The organism is Xanthomonas campestris pv. campestris str. ATCC 33913, from assembly GCF_000007145.1.
In the GTDB taxonomy this organism is placed as follows: Bacteria; Pseudomonadota; Gammaproteobacteria; order Xanthomonadales; family Xanthomonadaceae; genus Xanthomonas; species Xanthomonas campestris.
Window position 1 is genome coordinate 3,603,937 of record NC_003902.1, and the last position, 15,424, is coordinate 3,619,360.

A 15,424-nucleotide genomic window follows, 5' to 3' on the forward strand; every position below is an offset into this window, starting at 1 on the left:
GCGGCACATCGCCCACCGGCGTCATCCCGGTGTTAGCGAACGTCTTACCAAGTGGCGTGCAACGCCTGGATGCCGCGCAGATTGGCACGTTCGTTCCAGCTCAAATTGTCCAACTCGGGCAGGCGCAATGCGGGCGCGCGTTGCAGCAAGCGCTCCAGCGCGGTTTCCAGTTCGATCAATGCGAGCCGGTTGCCCAGGCAATGGTGGACGCCACCGCCAAAGGACAGTGCACGTCCTTGCTGGCGGCGTAGATCCAGCTGCTGCGGTGCGGTGAACTGCTCCGCGTCGTGATTGGCGGAGCCCAGCATCAGGTACAGGATGGCGCCAACGGGCAGGGTCGTTCCCTCAACCTGCAGGGGCTGCAACACCGAACGCATGGCCACCTGCACCGAGCTGTCGTAGCGCATGCATTCCAGCACCGCGTTGGGCATCAGTGTGGGGGTATCGCGCAGCAACTGCAGTTGTTCGGGATGCCGGTGCAAGGCGATGAGCGCATTGCAGATCATGTTGGCGGTGGTTTCGTGGCCGGCCGTGAACAGCATGATCACATTGGAGACGATGTCATCCACAGGCATGCGCTGGCCATGGTCTTCGGCGGCAATGAGGCGCGCGATCAGATCATCCTCCTGCGTATCCCGACGCTGCAGCACGATCGCGCGAAAATACTGCTCCAACGTCGTGTATGCCGCGGTGGCCTGTGCCATGTCTTCCGGACGCATCAATGGGTCGAAGACCTTGGCCAGCGCACTGCTCGCCTGCCCCAGCGCCGCCACATCGGTCACCGCCAGCCCCAACATCCGGCAGATCAGCGAGATCGTCATCGGCATCGCGAAGTCATTGAGCAGATCGCAGCTACGTCTGTCTTCATGCTGATCGAGCAACGCATCGGCAGTGTCGACGGCCACCTCACGTAGCGCCTCAAGTTGGCGCGCCCCGAAGGCTTTGGTCATCAATGCGCGCTGCTGGGTGTGGACCGGCGGATTGAGCAGCAGAAACATGCGGCTCATGCCCTGGAAAAGCGGCATCTCCGCTGCGTTCGCGCCATAACGCACACGGATGCTGTCCAGGTAGTTGCGGCCCACCCGGCGGTCGCTGAGCAGTGCATCGACCACGGTGTAGTGGCCAGACACCCAGCCGTTGTCGCTGATCTGCACCAGCGGGCCAGCTGCGCGCAAACGCGCATACATGGGGTATGGGTCTTGCCGAAAAGCCGGTGTTGCAAAGTCGCTGAGCTGCATAGTGGTTCCGTGCAATGCCTGCCTTCGCAGCCGCGAAGGCGGTATGGCGCGTGTGCGGCCAGGCGCCGCACACATCGACCGCGCCCAGTGTTGGGTTCTCATCGGCGCATGCCCTGCCGCAGGGCGAAGCGGTGTCCGGAAAGTCGAGGAGATCGGAGCATTGAGGTGCGCCACGTGCTGGAAGTGGCTACTCGGCGGTCACCTGCTATTGGGAGAGGTTGGCCGGCGCAGCGGCTACTGCGCGGCGGGACGATGGGCGCTGTGTCTGCTCCGCTGGCAACAACCCCGCGCGGTGTGGATTGCGGTCTTCGCCGCTGCGGCGGCGTGCAGGCAAGCAGGCTCTTGCGCTGCGCGATGTGCTGCCGCCGGGCGTGGCGCAGCTGTTGTTCGTGGAGCGAACAAGCCGGGAAGGCTGCGTCGGGCTCGCTAGCATCGCGGTGCGTGTGGCGTTGACGCTGCGCCGCGGCAACGGCGCTGCACGTGCACTAAAGCGGAGCTGCGGGGCTCGCTGATGCGGAGTCGCCCCCACATGTAACGCGCCAACTGCAACCGTCCCGAACTGCGGCTGCCCTGAACTACGAATGCAGGTTCAACTGCAAACTGCAACCGCACCTGCATCTGCACCTGCAGAGCGAGGCGCAACACGCAAGGCAAGCGATGCCCACGATTGCTACTGACGGCCTACGCGATCACCGCTTTGCCGCTGCCTCATCGCATCACGGTGGGTCAACAGCCCAGGCTGTGCCACAGCCACGCAAAGCAGTGCCGAGTGCCCGCGCCGGCATCGGCCTCTGCGCGCATCAGCACGCCACGATGACCACGCGACGCGTGCACAGGCTGCTTGCCGCCGCACGCGCTGCCAGCAGCCACGCAAAGACCTCCACGCGTGTCGCATCGCGTTAATCGAGCGCTGTGTACTATGGGTGTCCGGCGAACCGGACCGCCCCGCGGTCCTGTTCCCCTCGCTCCGGACTCCAGCAAACAGGTTGCATGCCCGCAGGCGATGCCCGGCGCAGTGCCGTTGGCTGGCTGCAACTCGCCGTCTCCCGGACACTCTCACAACGGATTGGAATGCATCACGACACCAGCCTCATCGACATCATCGCCGTCGGCCTCGCGGTCGCCTTCGTGCTGGGCACGCTCGCACAAAAGGTCAAGCTGTCGCCGCTGGTTGGCTATTTATTGGCCGGCGTATGCGTCGGGCCATTTACGCCGGGCTTCGTGGCCGATCAGACCATGGCCAACCAGCTCTCCGAGCTGGGCGTGATGCTGCTGATGTTCGGGGTGGGTCTGCACTTCTCGCTCGACGACCTGATGGAAGTGAAGTGGATCGCAGTGCCCGGTGCGCTGGCGCAGATCGTGGTGGCCACGCTGCTGGGTTGGGCGCTGGCATGGAGCATGGGCTGGCCGTTGATGCAGGGGCTGGTGTTTGGCCTGGCCTTGTCGGTGGCGAGCACCGTGGTCCTGCTGCGTGCGCTGGAAGAACGCCGCCTGCTGGAAACCCAGCGCGGCCGGATCGCGGTGGGCTGGTTGATTGTCGAAGACCTGGTGATGGTGATCGCGTTGGTGCTGTTGCCGGCGCTGGCCAATGTGCTCGGCGGCAGCGCCGGCGCTGCCGAACATGCCGGCGAGTCGACCTCGCTACTGGCCGCACTGGGCTGGACGCTGCTGAAGATGGTGGCCTTCGTCGCGGTGATGCTGGTGGTTGGGCGCCGGGTGATCCAATGGTCGCTGGAAAAGGTCGCCGCCACCGGCTCGCGCGAGTTGTTCACCCTGGCCGTGCTCGGCATTGCGCTGGGAGTGGCGTTCGGGTCGGCGAAGTTGTTCGGCGTGTCGTTCGCGCTGGGGGCGTTCTTCGCCGGCATGTTGCTCAAGGAGTCCGAGCTCAGCCACAAGGCGGCCAGCGATTCGCTGCCGCTGCGTGATGCATTCGCGGTGCTGTTCTTCGTGTCGGTGGGCATGTTGTTCGACCCAATGATCCTGATCGCCCATCCCTGGCAGGTGCTGGCCACCTTCCTGACCGTGACCGTGGGCAAGTCGCTGGCGGCGTTCGTGATCGTGCGTGCCTTCGGCCACCCCACCGGCACCGCGCTCACCATTTCCACCAGCCTGGCGCAGATCGGCGAATTTTCTTTCATCCTGGCCGGGCTCGGCGTGCAGTTGGCGATCCTGCCTGAAACCGGGCGCGACCTGATCCTGGCCGGGGCGTTGCTGTCGATCGTGGCTAACCCATTCCTGTTCTCGTGGCTGGACCGTTGGCAGGCCAAGCAGGCGCAGGACGCCCCGGCGACGGTGGAGCCGGAACTGCCGCCCGGCCCGCCGCTGCAACTGGACGGCCACGCCATCGTGATCGGCTACGGCCGCGTAGGCAGCGCGCTGGCGCAACTGCTGCGTAGCCGCGGCGTCCCGGTGCTGGTGATCGACGACAACGGCGACCATGTCGCCAAAGCACACGCGGCGGGCATTCCCGGTATCCGCGGCAGCGCCGCGGCCGACCGCGTGCTGGCCGAAGCGCGCCCGGAGCAGGCCAAGATTGCGATCCTGGCCATTCCGCAGCCGCTGGAAGCCGGTGAAGCGCTGGCCAAGCTGCGCGCACTCAACCCGTCACTGACCTTGCTGGCCCGCGCACACAGCGATGCAGAAGTGAAGCACCTGCTCGAACACGGCGCCGACGGCGCCGTGCTGGCCGAACGCGAGCTGGCGTACTCGCTGGCCGAGATGGTGATGTCCACCCCGCCGTATCGCGCATTGCGTGTGCCGGCGTCGTAATTGGCGACAACACATCGCCTTTCAAAAAGACGCCCGCCAACACGCACTGTATGCGGGCGTTTTGCCGTGCAAGTTCCACTGCGCCGCCATGCGAAAATGCGACTCGCGATCCAGAAAAACACCCTTCAACACACTTGATAATCATTCCCATCAAGCGCAGGATGAGCGCCCGTTCCCCTGGCGGCCTCATCCATGTCACTGCGTGTTGGCGTTCTGAATGCACTGCCGAGCGTGCAGCTGTGCGAACTGCTGGGCCGGATCGGCTACGGGTTTGTGGTGCTGGACCTGGAACATATGCTGCGCGCGCCGGACGAACTGGAACACGCCATCCGCGCCTGCGAGCTGTCCGGCTGCGAGGCCTGGGTGCGGGTGCCGGAGGTGGACGAGAAACTGATCGGCCGCGTGCTGGACGCCGGCGCGCGTGGCATCGTGGTTCCGCGCGCCGAATCGGCTGCGCAGATCGCTAGTGCGATTGCCGCGGCACGCTTTCCGCCGCTGGGCCGGCGCGGCATCACCGGGGGCCGCGTCACCGGCTTCGGCAACGTCGATCTGCCCACCTATATCGCGCAGGCCAACCGCGACATCCGCATTGTGCCGATGATCGAAAGCGCGGCCGGCATTGCGGCGTTGCCGCAGATTCTGGCCGTGCCCGGCGTGACCCTGGTGATGGAAGGCGCGCTCGATCTTGCGCTGGATCTGGGCCTTGGGCCACAGCCCACGCATCCACAGGTGTGGGCCTTGCTGCTGCAAATGGACGCGCAATGCCGCAGCGCTGCGGTTCCGTTCTGCCCCAACCCGCGCACTGACGCGCAACGCGCACACTGGTTGCAGCAACCGGATCCGCGCTGGCTGCTTGCCGGCGAAGACCGTGCCCTGATCCAACGCGCATTGCGCGGCCAGTTGGCCACCTTTGCCGCACCCCTTTCATCACCCGCCTGCAGGAGCACGCCGTAGATGCCGACGTTCCGTTTCCACGCCCTGGCCATTGCCATCGCCGCCACCACCTTGAGCGCTGCACCGCTGGCGCGGGCCGGCGAGACCGACGGCACTGCGGTAGAGACCGATACTTCGATTCGCGCGCTTGATGCGGTGCAGGTGCAAGGCAGCCTGCTGGGCCGCTCCAAGCCCGAAGACGTGCAGCGCTACGCCGGCAGCCGCCAGGTGATCGACCGCGAACAACTGCGCAATGGCGGCAATCGCTCATTGGACGATGCCCTGCAGCGCGTGCCCGGCATCAAGATCTTCGATGAAACCGGCACCGGCGCCCTGCCGCAACTCATGCTGCGCGGCCTGTACGAGAGCCGCAGCGGGCGCGTGCAGGTGCTGGAAGACGGCATTCCGCTCGCACTGGCGCCGTACGGGCAAACCAGCCTGTCGCTGTTCCCGGTCGGCTTGAACCAGATCGACCGCATCGACATCGTGCGCGGCGGCGCGGCCGTGCAATACGGGCCCAACAACGTGGGCGGCGTGATCAACCTGGTCAGCAAGGAGATTCCCAGCGACTGGACCACCACCCTGGCGCACAAGATCACCGCCGGTGGCCAGGGCCAGTTCCTGCAGGACAGTGCGCTGAGCAGCGGTGGCTACGTCACCGACAACGTTGGCCTGCAGGTGGATGCCAACCGCACCTACGGCGAGTACTGGCGCGCGCACAGCGACACCGACATCAGCAATCTGCGCGTGCGTGCGGAGTGGTGGATCGACGACACCAAGCTGCTCAAGGCCAGCGTGCAGCGGTATCTGGTGGACATGGATCTGGCCGGTGCACTGAGCCCGGAGGATTACCGCCGCGATCCACGCCAATCCACTCGGCCGCTGGACAGTTTCAACGGCCGCACCACGCGTGCATCGTTGAGCTACGAGCAGGTGGTTGGTGACTGGGGCCCGCTGCAGGACGTGCGGCTGTCATGGACCAACTTCAGCGCGCGCAGCAGCCGCAACTTCATTGTCGGCATGCGCCAGGCTGCCACCGAAACCTGGCGTTCGGATCTGCCACCGCAACTGCGCCAGACGGCGCCACGGGATTTTCGTGTGGTTGGCAGTGAGCCGCGCCTGACCTGGCGCATGGGCGATGTCGGCGGCGTGCAGCAACAATGGACCGCCGGCGTACGTGCGGTGCATGAAGACATCGATTTTCTGGTCGGCAATCTGCGCCTGCGCGATGGCCTGTTCACCAGCGTGCGCGATTGGCAGTTCGAAGACCGTGCGTTGGCGGCCTATGTCAGCAACGCCATCACGCTGCCGGATGCACGCCTGACCATCACCCCGGGCCTACGCTATGAGCGGCTGGATTCGCGCTATTTCAACCGCACCACCGGCGTGAGTACGCTCAACCAGACCCGCGATGTGCTGCCGGGCCTGACGGTTGGCTTCCAGGCCAACGACCAGTGGTTTGTGTATGCGGATGGGCAACGCTCGATGCGCGCGCCGCAGGTGACCCAGATCATCTTTGGCAACAATCTGGACGCGGAGCTGGCCTGGAATTACGAGCTCGGTACACGCTATCAACCCAATGAGCGCACCCGCATCCAGGTGGGCGCCTACCTCATTGATTTTGATCAGCAGATCCAGCTGGACAACACCACGCGGGTGTTCCGCAACCTCGGCAAGACACGCCATCAAGGCGGCGAGCTGGAACTGCAATGGAGCCCGGAACAACTGCGTGCACTGACCCTCAACGCCGGCTACGCGTATCTGGATGCACGGCAGGAATCGGGTGCGTTCGATGGCCTGCGCGTGCCTTACACCTCGCGCAACCAGATCACCTTGGGCGGCACCTACGCGCTCGGTCACACCACTGTCGCGCTGTCGAGTTACTACTTCAGCAAGGCCTATAGCGATGCCGCCAACACGGTGCAGGAAAATGCCATTGCCTCGGTTGGCGAACTGCCGTCGTACTGGGTGTGGAATACGCAAGTGAGCCACACCTTGCTGGAACGCGGCGGGCAGAAGCTGAGCGCATCATTGGCGATCAACAACCTGTTCGACCGGCAGTACTGGTTCCGCGGCGTGGATACCAGCCCCTGGGGCCGCCAGGCCGCGCCCGGGCGCACCGTGACTGCAGGACTCGAATACACGTTCTGAGTTGCGCCACGCGGCAGCCGCATCACGCTGCCGCACTACCGAAGACAGTGCGCATGAAGCGCACTTCGCGCCGCGCTGCGGCGATGCGACCTGCTGCGTCGTAGGCCACCCCGTGTCGCGTGTGCGATGCCAGGCAGCCCGCTCTACACCGGTTGACCCACCGTCCTGTCGAACGAGAGCTGCCATGAACGCAACGCCCGATGCACCGCTGGTGATCCTGACCCACGTCTGCCACCCGGCAATCACCGATGGCTTCCTGCCTGCAGCACACGCGCAGGGTCTGCCGGTGTGGCTGCTGACCGACCATCGCCTGGAGCATCTTGCGCACTTCAACGCGCATCCGGCACACGCGCCGCAGCGGGTGATCGCCTGCGATGTGTTCAATCCGCTGGGCGTGCTGGACGTGCTGCACGACGCCGGCGTGCACCCACGCGCGGTGTTCAGCAACAGCGATCACCTGCAGACCAGCACCGCGCTGGTGGCTGCCGGCCTGGGGCTGCCCGGCAAGGACTGGCAGGTGTGCTACGCCGCCAAGAACAAGGCGGCGATGCGCCAGCGCCTGCAGGCGCGTGGGATGCCATCGCCCTGGTTTTGCACGCTGGCGCCGGGCGCGGCCTTGCCTGCGCAGATCCCGTGGCCGGTGGTGGCCAAACCGCGCGAGGGCGTGGCCAGCCTGGATGTGCGCCAGTGCGCCGATGCCGCGCAATTGCAGGCGTATCTGGACGATGTGTGGCAACGCCACCCGCAACGCACGGTGTTGCTGGAAGGCTTGCTGGAAGGTGACCTTTTCACGCTGGAAACGCTGGGCGACGGGCAGCACCTGCAGGCCATCGGCGGGTTCAAGGTGCGGCTGTCGCCGCCACCGCATTTTGTCGAATGCGAGGCGCAATGGGACGCGCAGGTGGACACGCCGGTGATCGCGCAGGCGTTGGCGCAATTGCGGGCGTTCGGCGTGGGCTTCGGGCTATGCCATAGCGAATTCATCCTCACCCGCGACGGGCCGGTGCTGGTGGAGATCAACTACCGCAGCATCGGCGACCGGCGCGAATTCCTGCTCGATGCAATGTTCGGCCAGCAGTGGTTTGCCGCCGCGCTGGCACCGCACCTGGGCCAGCCGCTGCCACTGCTGCACAGCGAGCGCACGCACGCCTTGCTGCGCTATTACGTGGCCGAACATGCCGGCGAGCTGGTCAGTGCCAGCGACGACCGCAACCATCGCAGCGCGCACAGCGATGTGCAGTACCGCCGCATGCGCGTGCCCGGCGAGCAGATCCGGCTCAGCCATTCCAACAAGGATTACCTCGGCGTGCTGAGCGCACTGGCGCGCGATGCCGATGCATTGCAGCAGGCCGTGCACCAGGCCGAAGCCGGCCTGCAGTGGCGGATCGACCCACCGGAGCTGCGCGCATGAGCAACGCGACCGATCAGCACTACATCACCACGCGCATCATCGATGCCTGCCTGCGCGAAGATCTGCGCGGCATCGCCAGCCGCGGCAGCGCGGCAATGCCCGACGCCGCGCTGCTGGCGCACTGGGCCGCGCCGCAGCCGCCCACCCAGTGGTGGCGCATCACACACCTGCCCGATGGCATCGTGTGGCTGCCGATTCACCACGGCGGTTACCTGCAGCGGATCAGCGCGTGCAGCGATCGCTGGCTGGTGCAGCGCGGCACGGTGGTGCAGCTGGAACACGGCGCAGCCGCCTGGCTGCAACGCCTCAGCCAGGGGCTGGATCCGGACACGCAACAGTTGCACCGCGCCTACGCCGATGAAGCCGCGTGCGCCGCCGCACATCGCGGCCTGGCACGCGACGCGTATGCCGCCCAGGCACCGCACCTGGCGCAGGCCCTGCGCGCAGCGGATGCGGCCGAGCGCGCGTACCGCTGCGACCAGCTGGCCAGCTACCGCGACCATCCGTTCTATCCCACCGCACGCGCCAAGGCCGGCTTGGCGCCCGCCGAACTGCGCGCCTATGCACCGGAATTCGCACCAACGTTTGCACTGCAGTGGCTGGCCATTCCGCAGGCGCAGGTGAGTTGCACCAGCACGCCGCCTGCGGAGCTATGGCCGGACCTTGCGCGCGTGGGGTTGCCGGCCGAACTCGCGCAGACACACCAGCTCTGGCCAGTGCATCCGCTGGTGTGGGCGCGGCTGGAACAGGACGGGTTTGCACTTCCTGCCGGTAGCGTGCGTGCACCGCTGACGTACCTGCCGGTGCGCCCGACGCTGTCGGTGCGCACGCTGGTGCCGCTGCAGCATCCGCACCTGCATCTCAAACTGCCGATCCCGATGCGCACGCTCGGCGCATTGAACCTGCGCCTGATCAAGCCTTCCACGTTGTACGACGGCCATTGGCTGGAGCAGGCGCTGCGTCGCATCGATGCGCACGATGCCGCGCTGCGCGGGCGCTGCGTGTTCGTTGACGAATCCCACGGTGGGCACGTCGGGCAGACCCGGCATCTGGCCTACCTGCTGCGGCGCTACCCACCGCTGGACACCGCCACCCTGGTGCCCGTGGCTGCGCTGTGCGCCCTGATGCCCGATGGCCGGCCGATGGCGATCCATCTGGCCGAGACCTTCAGCGGTGGCGACCTGCTGGCCTGGTGGCGCGACTACACCGAACTGCTGCTTGCCGTGCATCTGCGGCTATGGCTGCGCTATGGCATCGCGCTGGAAGCCAACCAGCAAAACAGCGTGCTGGTGTATGCACCCGGCCAGCCCACGCGCCTGCTGATGAAGGACAACGACGCCGCACGCATCGCGCTGCCGCAGCTGCGCGCGCAGCTGCCCGAGATCGACACGCTCGGCCCGCTGCACGATGCACGCATTGCGGTGGACGATGCGCAGGCACTGGCGCAGATGTTCTGCACGATCGTGTTGCAGCTGGATCTGCAGGCCGTGCTCGAGGGCCTGGCCGAATGGCAACCCGCGTTGCGGGCACCGCTGTATGCGCAGCTGCAGGCGCAACTGGCGCAGACGCTGGCGCAGCTGGACGCCGAGCGCATCGACACCGCACCGGCGCCGCGCTTGCTCGCCGCACCGCAGCTCCCGGTGAAGTACCTGCTCAGCGCCGGCAGCCTGCTGAGCAAACAGCACACCGGAGCACGCGATATCAACAAGTTCTACGGCGACAGCGCACCCAACCCGTTTGGCGCGGCCTTTGCCGATGCCGAGGACGCGGCACTGCGCCGGCAGGTGGCGCAGCGATGAAGCGCATCCTCGGCCCGGTGCTGGCTGCGCATTACCTGGCCGCCTTCACCGCACTGGGCATGCCGCTGTTTCTGCCGCAGGTGCTGGCCGAACTGGCACCGTCGGCGGCAATCGGTTGGAGCGGCGTGCTGTATGTGCTGCCAACCCTGTGCACTGCGCTCACCGCGAGCACCTGGGGGCGGCTGGCCGATCGCTATGGACGCAAGCGCTCGCTGCTGCGTGCCCAACTCGGGCTGGCGCTGGGCTTTGCAATCGCCGGCTTCGCACCCACCCTGCCCTGGCTGGTGGTCGGGCTGATCGTGCAGGGCACCTGCGGCGGCTCATTGGCGGCGGCCAACGCGTACCTGGCCAGCCAGCCGCAGGCCGGGCCATTGGCGCGTGCACTGGACTGGACCCAGTACTCGGCGCGGTTGGCGATGGTCAGTGCACCGGCCTTGCTCGGGCTTGCGGTGGCGCTGGGGCCGGCGCAAGCCTTGTACCGCGCGTTGGCGCTACTCCCGCTGGTGGCCTTCGCGCTGACCTGGCGCTTGCCGGGCGACCAACCGGCTCCGCCCGCCCACAGCCCGCGCACCGCATCGCCACGCGCCACCCAGGCACTGCCCTCAGTGGCCAACGCGGCGTGGCCGGCATTGATGGTGGCGCAGTTCCTGTTCTGCTTCGCGATGGTGGTGACGTTTCCGTATTTCATTCCGTATGCGCTGGCGCGCGGCGCCGGGCACGACGCGTTGGCCGGGCTGCTCTACAGCCTGCCGCATCTGGTTTATCTGGTGGTGCTGCCGTGGTGGCGGCGCGGCGATGGCGCGGCCTGGCTGGTGCCGGGCTTGCTGCTGTTTGCACTGGCCTGCGCATGGCAGGCGTTTCTCGACGACACCGTGGCATTGGCGGGTGCGCGCCTGCTGTTCGGGCTGGGCATGTTGTTCGGCCTGCGTGGGCTCAACCGCAGCCTGGCTGCCGTGGCCACTGGCCAGGGCGCCGGGCGTCTGTTCGGCCGCTTCGATGCCTGCGGCAAATGGGCCGGCGTGCTGGCCGGCGTCGCCGCCGGTGCGCTGACCCAGCGCTGGGGCCCGACCACACCGTTCCTGGCCGCCGCCCTGGCGGCCGCCGCTGCTGCGCTCACCGTCCTGGTGCGCTTTCCCTCGAGGAGAATTGCCGATGTCGCCGCACACGATGCCTGACCCCTGGTTCGACAGCATGGCCGATGCACAGGCCTGCGCCTGCTGGTTGAATTGCTACCTGCGCGAGTTCGCCATCCCGCGTGGTACTGCCGACTTCGACTACACCGGCCCGGATCGCCCCGGCGCACGCACCGCCGACGACCGCTGGCTGCGGATCGCATTGGGGGACGCGGGCGTGCTGTGCGTGCGCATTGCCCATGCTGACCGGCTGGGGCGCTGCCGGTTCGTGTCCACGCCGTTCCTCAAGGCCGCCGGGCAGCCCTGGCAAAGCCTGGACGGGCATGCATTGGCGCGCAGTCTGCTACAGGCGCTGGGCAGCACGCATGCGGTCAACCCGGAACTGTTGGCGCAAAGCGACAACAGCGTGGCGATCACCGCCGCGTTACTGCGCCAGGCACAGGCCGCCACGCCCACCGGCGATACGTTGATCGATGCCGAACAGGCCTTGCTGTGGGGCCACGCACTGCACCCCACGCCCAAAAGCCGCGAAGGTGTGGCGCTGGCGCAGGTCCTGGCCTGCGCACCGGAAGCACGTGCGGCGTTTGCGTTGTACTGGTTCCGCATCGACCGGCGCCTGCTGCGCGTGCAGGGCCGCGATGTGCGTGCCACCTTGCAACAGCTCAGCGGCCACGACGATTTCTACCCCTGCCACCCGTGGGAAGTGCAACGCCTGCGCGATGATCCACTGCTGCAGGAATTGCAGGCACGCGGCGCGATCACACCCGTGGGCGTGTTGGGCGAGCCACTGCGGCCCACCTCGTCGGTGCGCACGCTGTACCACCCGGCGCTGGCGTATTTCCTCAAGTGTTCGGTACATGTGCGCTTGACCAACTGCGTGCGCAAGAACGCCTGGTATGAGCTGGAAAGCGCGGTGGCGCTGACCCACCTGCTGGCACCGAGCTGGCAGGCACTGGCCGCGCAGGTGCCCGGCTTCGACGTGATGCTGGAGCCGGCCGCCACCTCGCTGGATGTCACCCAGTTCGACCCGGCATTGGCCGCAGCAGATCCGCTGGCTACGCGTGCGTTGGCCGAGAGCTTCGGCATCCTGTATCGGCAGGCGCCCACCGCTGCACAACGTGCACGCTGGCGCCCGCAAGTAGCGGCCGCACTGTTCACCTGCGATGCGCAGGGCCACAGCGTGGCCGCCGCTGCGCTGCGTGCGCACAGCGTCCGCCGCCTGGACCGGCGCACCGCCACCGTGCTGTGGTTTCGCGCATATGCCGGGCTGCTGCTGGATGGTGTGTGGAGTGCGCTATTCCAGCACGGCATTGCGCTGGAACCGCATCTGCAGAACACCGTGATCGGCTTCAGCGATGGCTGGCCCACGCGCGTGTGGATCCGCGATCTGGAAGGCACCAAGCTGCTCGCGCAACGCTGGCCGGCTGCCCGCCTGCATGGCGTGGGCGAGCGCGCACGGCAGTCGCTGTACTACACACCCGAGCAGGCCTGGAACCGCGTGGCCTACTGCGCGCTGGTCAATAATCTGGCCGAAGCGATCTTCCACCTGAGCGATGGCGATGCGGTCCTGGAAGCACGCCTGTGGCAGTGCGTGGCCGAGATTGCCGCACGCTGGCAGCAGCGCAATGGCGCGCAGCCGGCGCTGCAAGGCCTGATCGACGGCGCACCGCTGCCCGGCAAGAACAACCTGGGCACGCGGCTGTTGCAACGTGCAGATCGTCAATCGGACTACACCGCCCTGCCCAACCCCATCGCGCCAATGCATGCCGTGCAGCAGGTGGCCGCATGAGTCTGCAGATCGATGCCACGGCGGTGCGCGCAGCGGTGGCGCAGTTACGTGCGCACAGCGACGCCCCGCTATGTGCGTACGTCTACGACCTGGCCGCACTGGATGCGCACGCAGCATGGATGCGTGCGCAGCTGCCGCCCGGCTGCACGCTGTTCTACGCCGCCAAGGCCAATGCCGAACCGCAGATCCTGCAGACGCTGGCGCCGTACGTGGATGGGTTCGAAGCCGCATCCGGTGGCGAGCTCGCCTGGCTGCACCAGCAGCAACCGGATGCGGCGTTGCTGTTTGGTGGGCCGGGCAAACTGGAGAGCGAACTGGCGCAGGCCGTGCGCCTGCCCGACTGCACCGTGCATGTGGAAAGCCTGGGCGAATTGCAGCGGCTGGCGGCCATTGCGCGACAGATCGCCCAGCCCGACCGCCGGCGCATCCCGGTGTTCCTGCGCATGAACATCGCCGTGCCCGGTGCACAGACCACGCGTTTGATGATGGGCGGCCAACCATCGCCATTCGGGCTGGACCCGGACGACCTGGATGCTGCGCTGCTGCAGCTACGCGCCAGCCCGGCACTGGAGTTGCGCGGCTTCCATTTCCACCTGATGTCGCACCAACGCGACGCCGCCGCGCAGCTGCACCTGATCGCGGCGTATCTGCGCACCGTGCAGCACTGGCGGCAGCGCCATGGCCTGGGCCCGCTGCTGGTCAATGCCGGCGGCGGCTTCGGCGTGGACTATCTGACGCCAGAGGCCTCGTTCGACTGGGCAGGCTTCTGCGCCGGGCTGCCCGCGGTGCTGCACGCGCACGGCGACGGCCTGCAACTGCGCCTGGAACCGGGCCGCTATGTCAGCGCCAGCTGCGGCTGGTACCTGATGGAGGTGCTGGACATCAAGCGCAGCCACGGCGCGTGGTTTGCGATTGCCCGTGGCGGCACCCATCACTTCCGCACGCCGGCCGCGCAAGGCCACGACCATCCCTGCGTGGTGGTACGCGGCACACATGCACCGGTGCTGCGCGACACCCCGGTCACCCTGGTCGGCCAGCTCTGCACGCCCAAGGATGTACTGGCCCGCAATCAGCGCGTTGCAGCGCTCGCTCCCGGCGACTGCCTGGCCTTCCCGCTGGCGGGTGCGTATGCGTGGAATATTTCGCATCAGCAGTTCCTGATGCACCCGCCACCGCAGATGGTGTTTTTGCCGGTACACGCTCAGGCAACCGCCACCACCGGCACGCGGATGTCGGCGCGCAGGTCGGCTTCGGCCACGGTCTCGGGGTCGTCGAGGTAGAGGTAGTGCAGGGGTGCGTCGCGCAGTGCGTGACCGCTGCCGGGCAGCCAGTCGGCGAGCAGGCGGTCGAGCGCGTCTTCCAGCCCGGCATAGCTGCCGGTGTGGCGCAGCACGGCATGTGCGCCCTCGCCGAGCACACGCACGTGCAGCGGCGCCGGCGGCGCAACAGCGGTGGCGAAGGCGATGCCGCACTCGAACAGATGCTGCTGCGCTGGCACGTCGCGGTGGTCGCTGAGTGGCACGCCGATCAGTGCGTGCAGGTGCTCGATCACGCCTGCACGCTCGGCCCAGGCGGCGATGCGGCCAAAGCCACGATCCAGGTCATCGAAGGCGCCGCGCTGGCGCAGCACCACCACTTCCAGCGGCTCCAGCCATTGCACGGTGACCTGCAGCGGCGCGGGCGCAGCGTGCGGTGCCAGCGCGGGCGTGGCGAGCTGCTGCAGGGTCTGGGCGCGTATCGCCGGCGCCTGCCGCAGGCTGCTCGGGCTCACCTGCAGCAGCGCGCGGAACGCACGCGCCAGCGCCTGCGGGGTCTGGTAGCCCACTGCCAGCGCTACGTCGGTAATGCTGCGGCCTGGCTCGCCGAGCAGATGCACGGCCTGGCTCAGGCGCAGGCGGGCGGTGGTCTGGCCCAGCGTTTCCCCGGCCAGCGCGCGGTAGACCCGGTGGAAGTGATGCGGCGATTGATGCGCCACCGCGGCCAGCGCGGCCAGATCCGGCAGCGGGCTGCCTGCGCGGATGCTGTCCTGCAAATGGGCCACGACACGTTCGACGTTGCGGTGGCGGTGCGCGGTGGCTGCGTCATGCATGGGTGGGTCCTCGTCTGTGCACCCAGCATCGCCGAACACGCGGGCGTGTGCGGTCCCGATCTTGCGCAGCATGCCAACGGGCAGCGTGCTCAACCACGCCGCATGGCACCGC

The 15,424-nt window shown here is 67.3% G+C and carries 10 protein-coding genes; 8 read left to right on the plus strand and 2 right to left on the minus strand.

Annotation, left to right across the window (positions count from 1 at the left end; translation table 11 throughout):
* Positions 1–44: 44 nt before the first annotated feature.
* Complete coding sequence (locus XCC_RS15805) at positions 45–1,238, minus strand: cytochrome P450 (RefSeq protein ID WP_011038162.1); 1,194 nt, start codon at positions 1,236–1,238, stop codon at positions 45–47.
* Positions 1,239–2,309: 1,071 nt separating this feature from the next.
* Between XCC_RS15805 and ybaL the strand changes: the two genes are divergently transcribed.
* The 8 genes from ybaL (at position 2,310) to XCC_RS15845 (ending at position 14,503) form a co-directional block, all read left to right on the plus strand.
* Positions 2,310–4,007, plus strand: a complete 1,698-nt coding sequence (ybaL, locus tag XCC_RS15810; RefSeq protein WP_011038163.1) for a YbaL family putative K(+) efflux transporter — start codon at positions 2,310–2,312, stop codon at positions 4,005–4,007.
* 192 nt (positions 4,008–4,199) lie between these two features.
* Entirely contained in the window at positions 4,200–4,961 is a 762-nt protein-coding gene (locus XCC_RS15815; protein WP_011038164.1) for an HpcH/HpaI aldolase family protein, read from the plus strand.
* Entirely contained in the window at positions 4,962–7,091 is a 2,130-nt protein-coding gene (locus XCC_RS15820; RefSeq protein ID WP_011038165.1) for a TonB-dependent receptor family protein, read from the plus strand.
* 184 nt (positions 7,092–7,275) lie between these two features.
* Positions 7,276–8,502: a siderophore biosynthesis protein PvsA gene (locus XCC_RS15825; protein WP_012437645.1), complete on the plus strand. Its 1,227-nt coding sequence runs from the start codon at positions 7,276–7,278 to the stop codon at positions 8,500–8,502.
* A complete protein-coding gene (locus XCC_RS15830; RefSeq protein WP_011038167.1) occupies positions 8,499–10,301 on the plus strand; it encodes an IucA/IucC family protein in 1,803 nt (600 codons plus the stop codon). Before XCC_RS15825 ends, XCC_RS15830 begins: the two co-directional genes overlap by 4 nt.
* Positions 10,298–11,476, plus strand: a complete 1,179-nt coding sequence (locus XCC_RS15835; RefSeq protein WP_011038168.1) for an MFS transporter — start codon at positions 10,298–10,300, stop codon at positions 11,474–11,476. Before XCC_RS15830 ends, XCC_RS15835 begins: the two co-directional genes overlap by 4 nt.
* Complete coding sequence (locus XCC_RS15840; RefSeq protein ID WP_011038169.1) at positions 11,454–13,223, plus strand: IucA/IucC family protein; 1,770 nt, start codon at positions 11,454–11,456, stop codon at positions 13,221–13,223. Before XCC_RS15835 ends, XCC_RS15840 begins: the two co-directional genes overlap by 23 nt.
* Positions 13,220–14,503 (plus strand): type III PLP-dependent enzyme, encoded by a 1,284-nt coding sequence (locus XCC_RS15845; RefSeq protein ID WP_011038170.1) that lies wholly within the window; start codon positions 13,220–13,222, stop codon positions 14,501–14,503. The genes XCC_RS15840 and XCC_RS15845 overlap by 4 nt, the downstream gene beginning before the upstream one ends.
* On the opposite strand, the gene XCC_RS15850 is transcribed toward XCC_RS15845, so the two are convergent.
* Positions 14,425–15,384 carry an AraC family transcriptional regulator gene (locus XCC_RS15850; RefSeq protein WP_011038171.1) on the minus strand — a complete coding sequence of 320 codons (960 nt, stop codon included), beginning with the start codon at positions 15,382–15,384 and terminating at the stop codon, positions 14,425–14,427. The genes XCC_RS15845 and XCC_RS15850 overlap by 79 nt on opposite strands.
* Positions 15,385–15,424: the final 40 nt, after the last annotated feature.

Bases quoted from the DNA above. Each gene is read 5' to 3' on its own strand.
- XCC_RS15805 (WP_011038162.1), bottom strand. From the start codon at position 1,238: ATGCAGCTCAGCGACTTTGCAACACCGGCTTTTCGGCAAGACCCATAC.
- ybaL (WP_011038163.1), top strand. From the start codon at position 2,310: ATGCATCACGACACCAGCCTCATCGACATCATCGCCGTCGGCCTCGCG.
- XCC_RS15815 (WP_011038164.1), top strand. From the start codon at position 4,200: ATGTCACTGCGTGTTGGCGTTCTGAATGCACTGCCGAGCGTGCAGCTG.
- XCC_RS15820 (WP_011038165.1), top strand. From the start codon at position 4,962: ATGCCGACGTTCCGTTTCCACGCCCTGGCCATTGCCATCGCCGCCACC.
- XCC_RS15825 (WP_012437645.1), top strand. From the start codon at position 7,276: ATGAACGCAACGCCCGATGCACCGCTGGTGATCCTGACCCACGTCTGC.
- XCC_RS15830 (WP_011038167.1), top strand. From the start codon at position 8,499: ATGAGCAACGCGACCGATCAGCACTACATCACCACGCGCATCATCGAT.
- XCC_RS15835 (WP_011038168.1), top strand. From the start codon at position 10,298: ATGAAGCGCATCCTCGGCCCGGTGCTGGCTGCGCATTACCTGGCCGCC.
- XCC_RS15840 (WP_011038169.1), top strand. From the start codon at position 11,454: ATGTCGCCGCACACGATGCCTGACCCCTGGTTCGACAGCATGGCCGAT.
- XCC_RS15845 (WP_011038170.1), top strand. From the start codon at position 13,220: ATGAGTCTGCAGATCGATGCCACGGCGGTGCGCGCAGCGGTGGCGCAG.
- XCC_RS15850 (WP_011038171.1), bottom strand. From the start codon at position 15,384: ATGCTGCGCAAGATCGGGACCGCACACGCCCGCGTGTTCGGCGATGCT.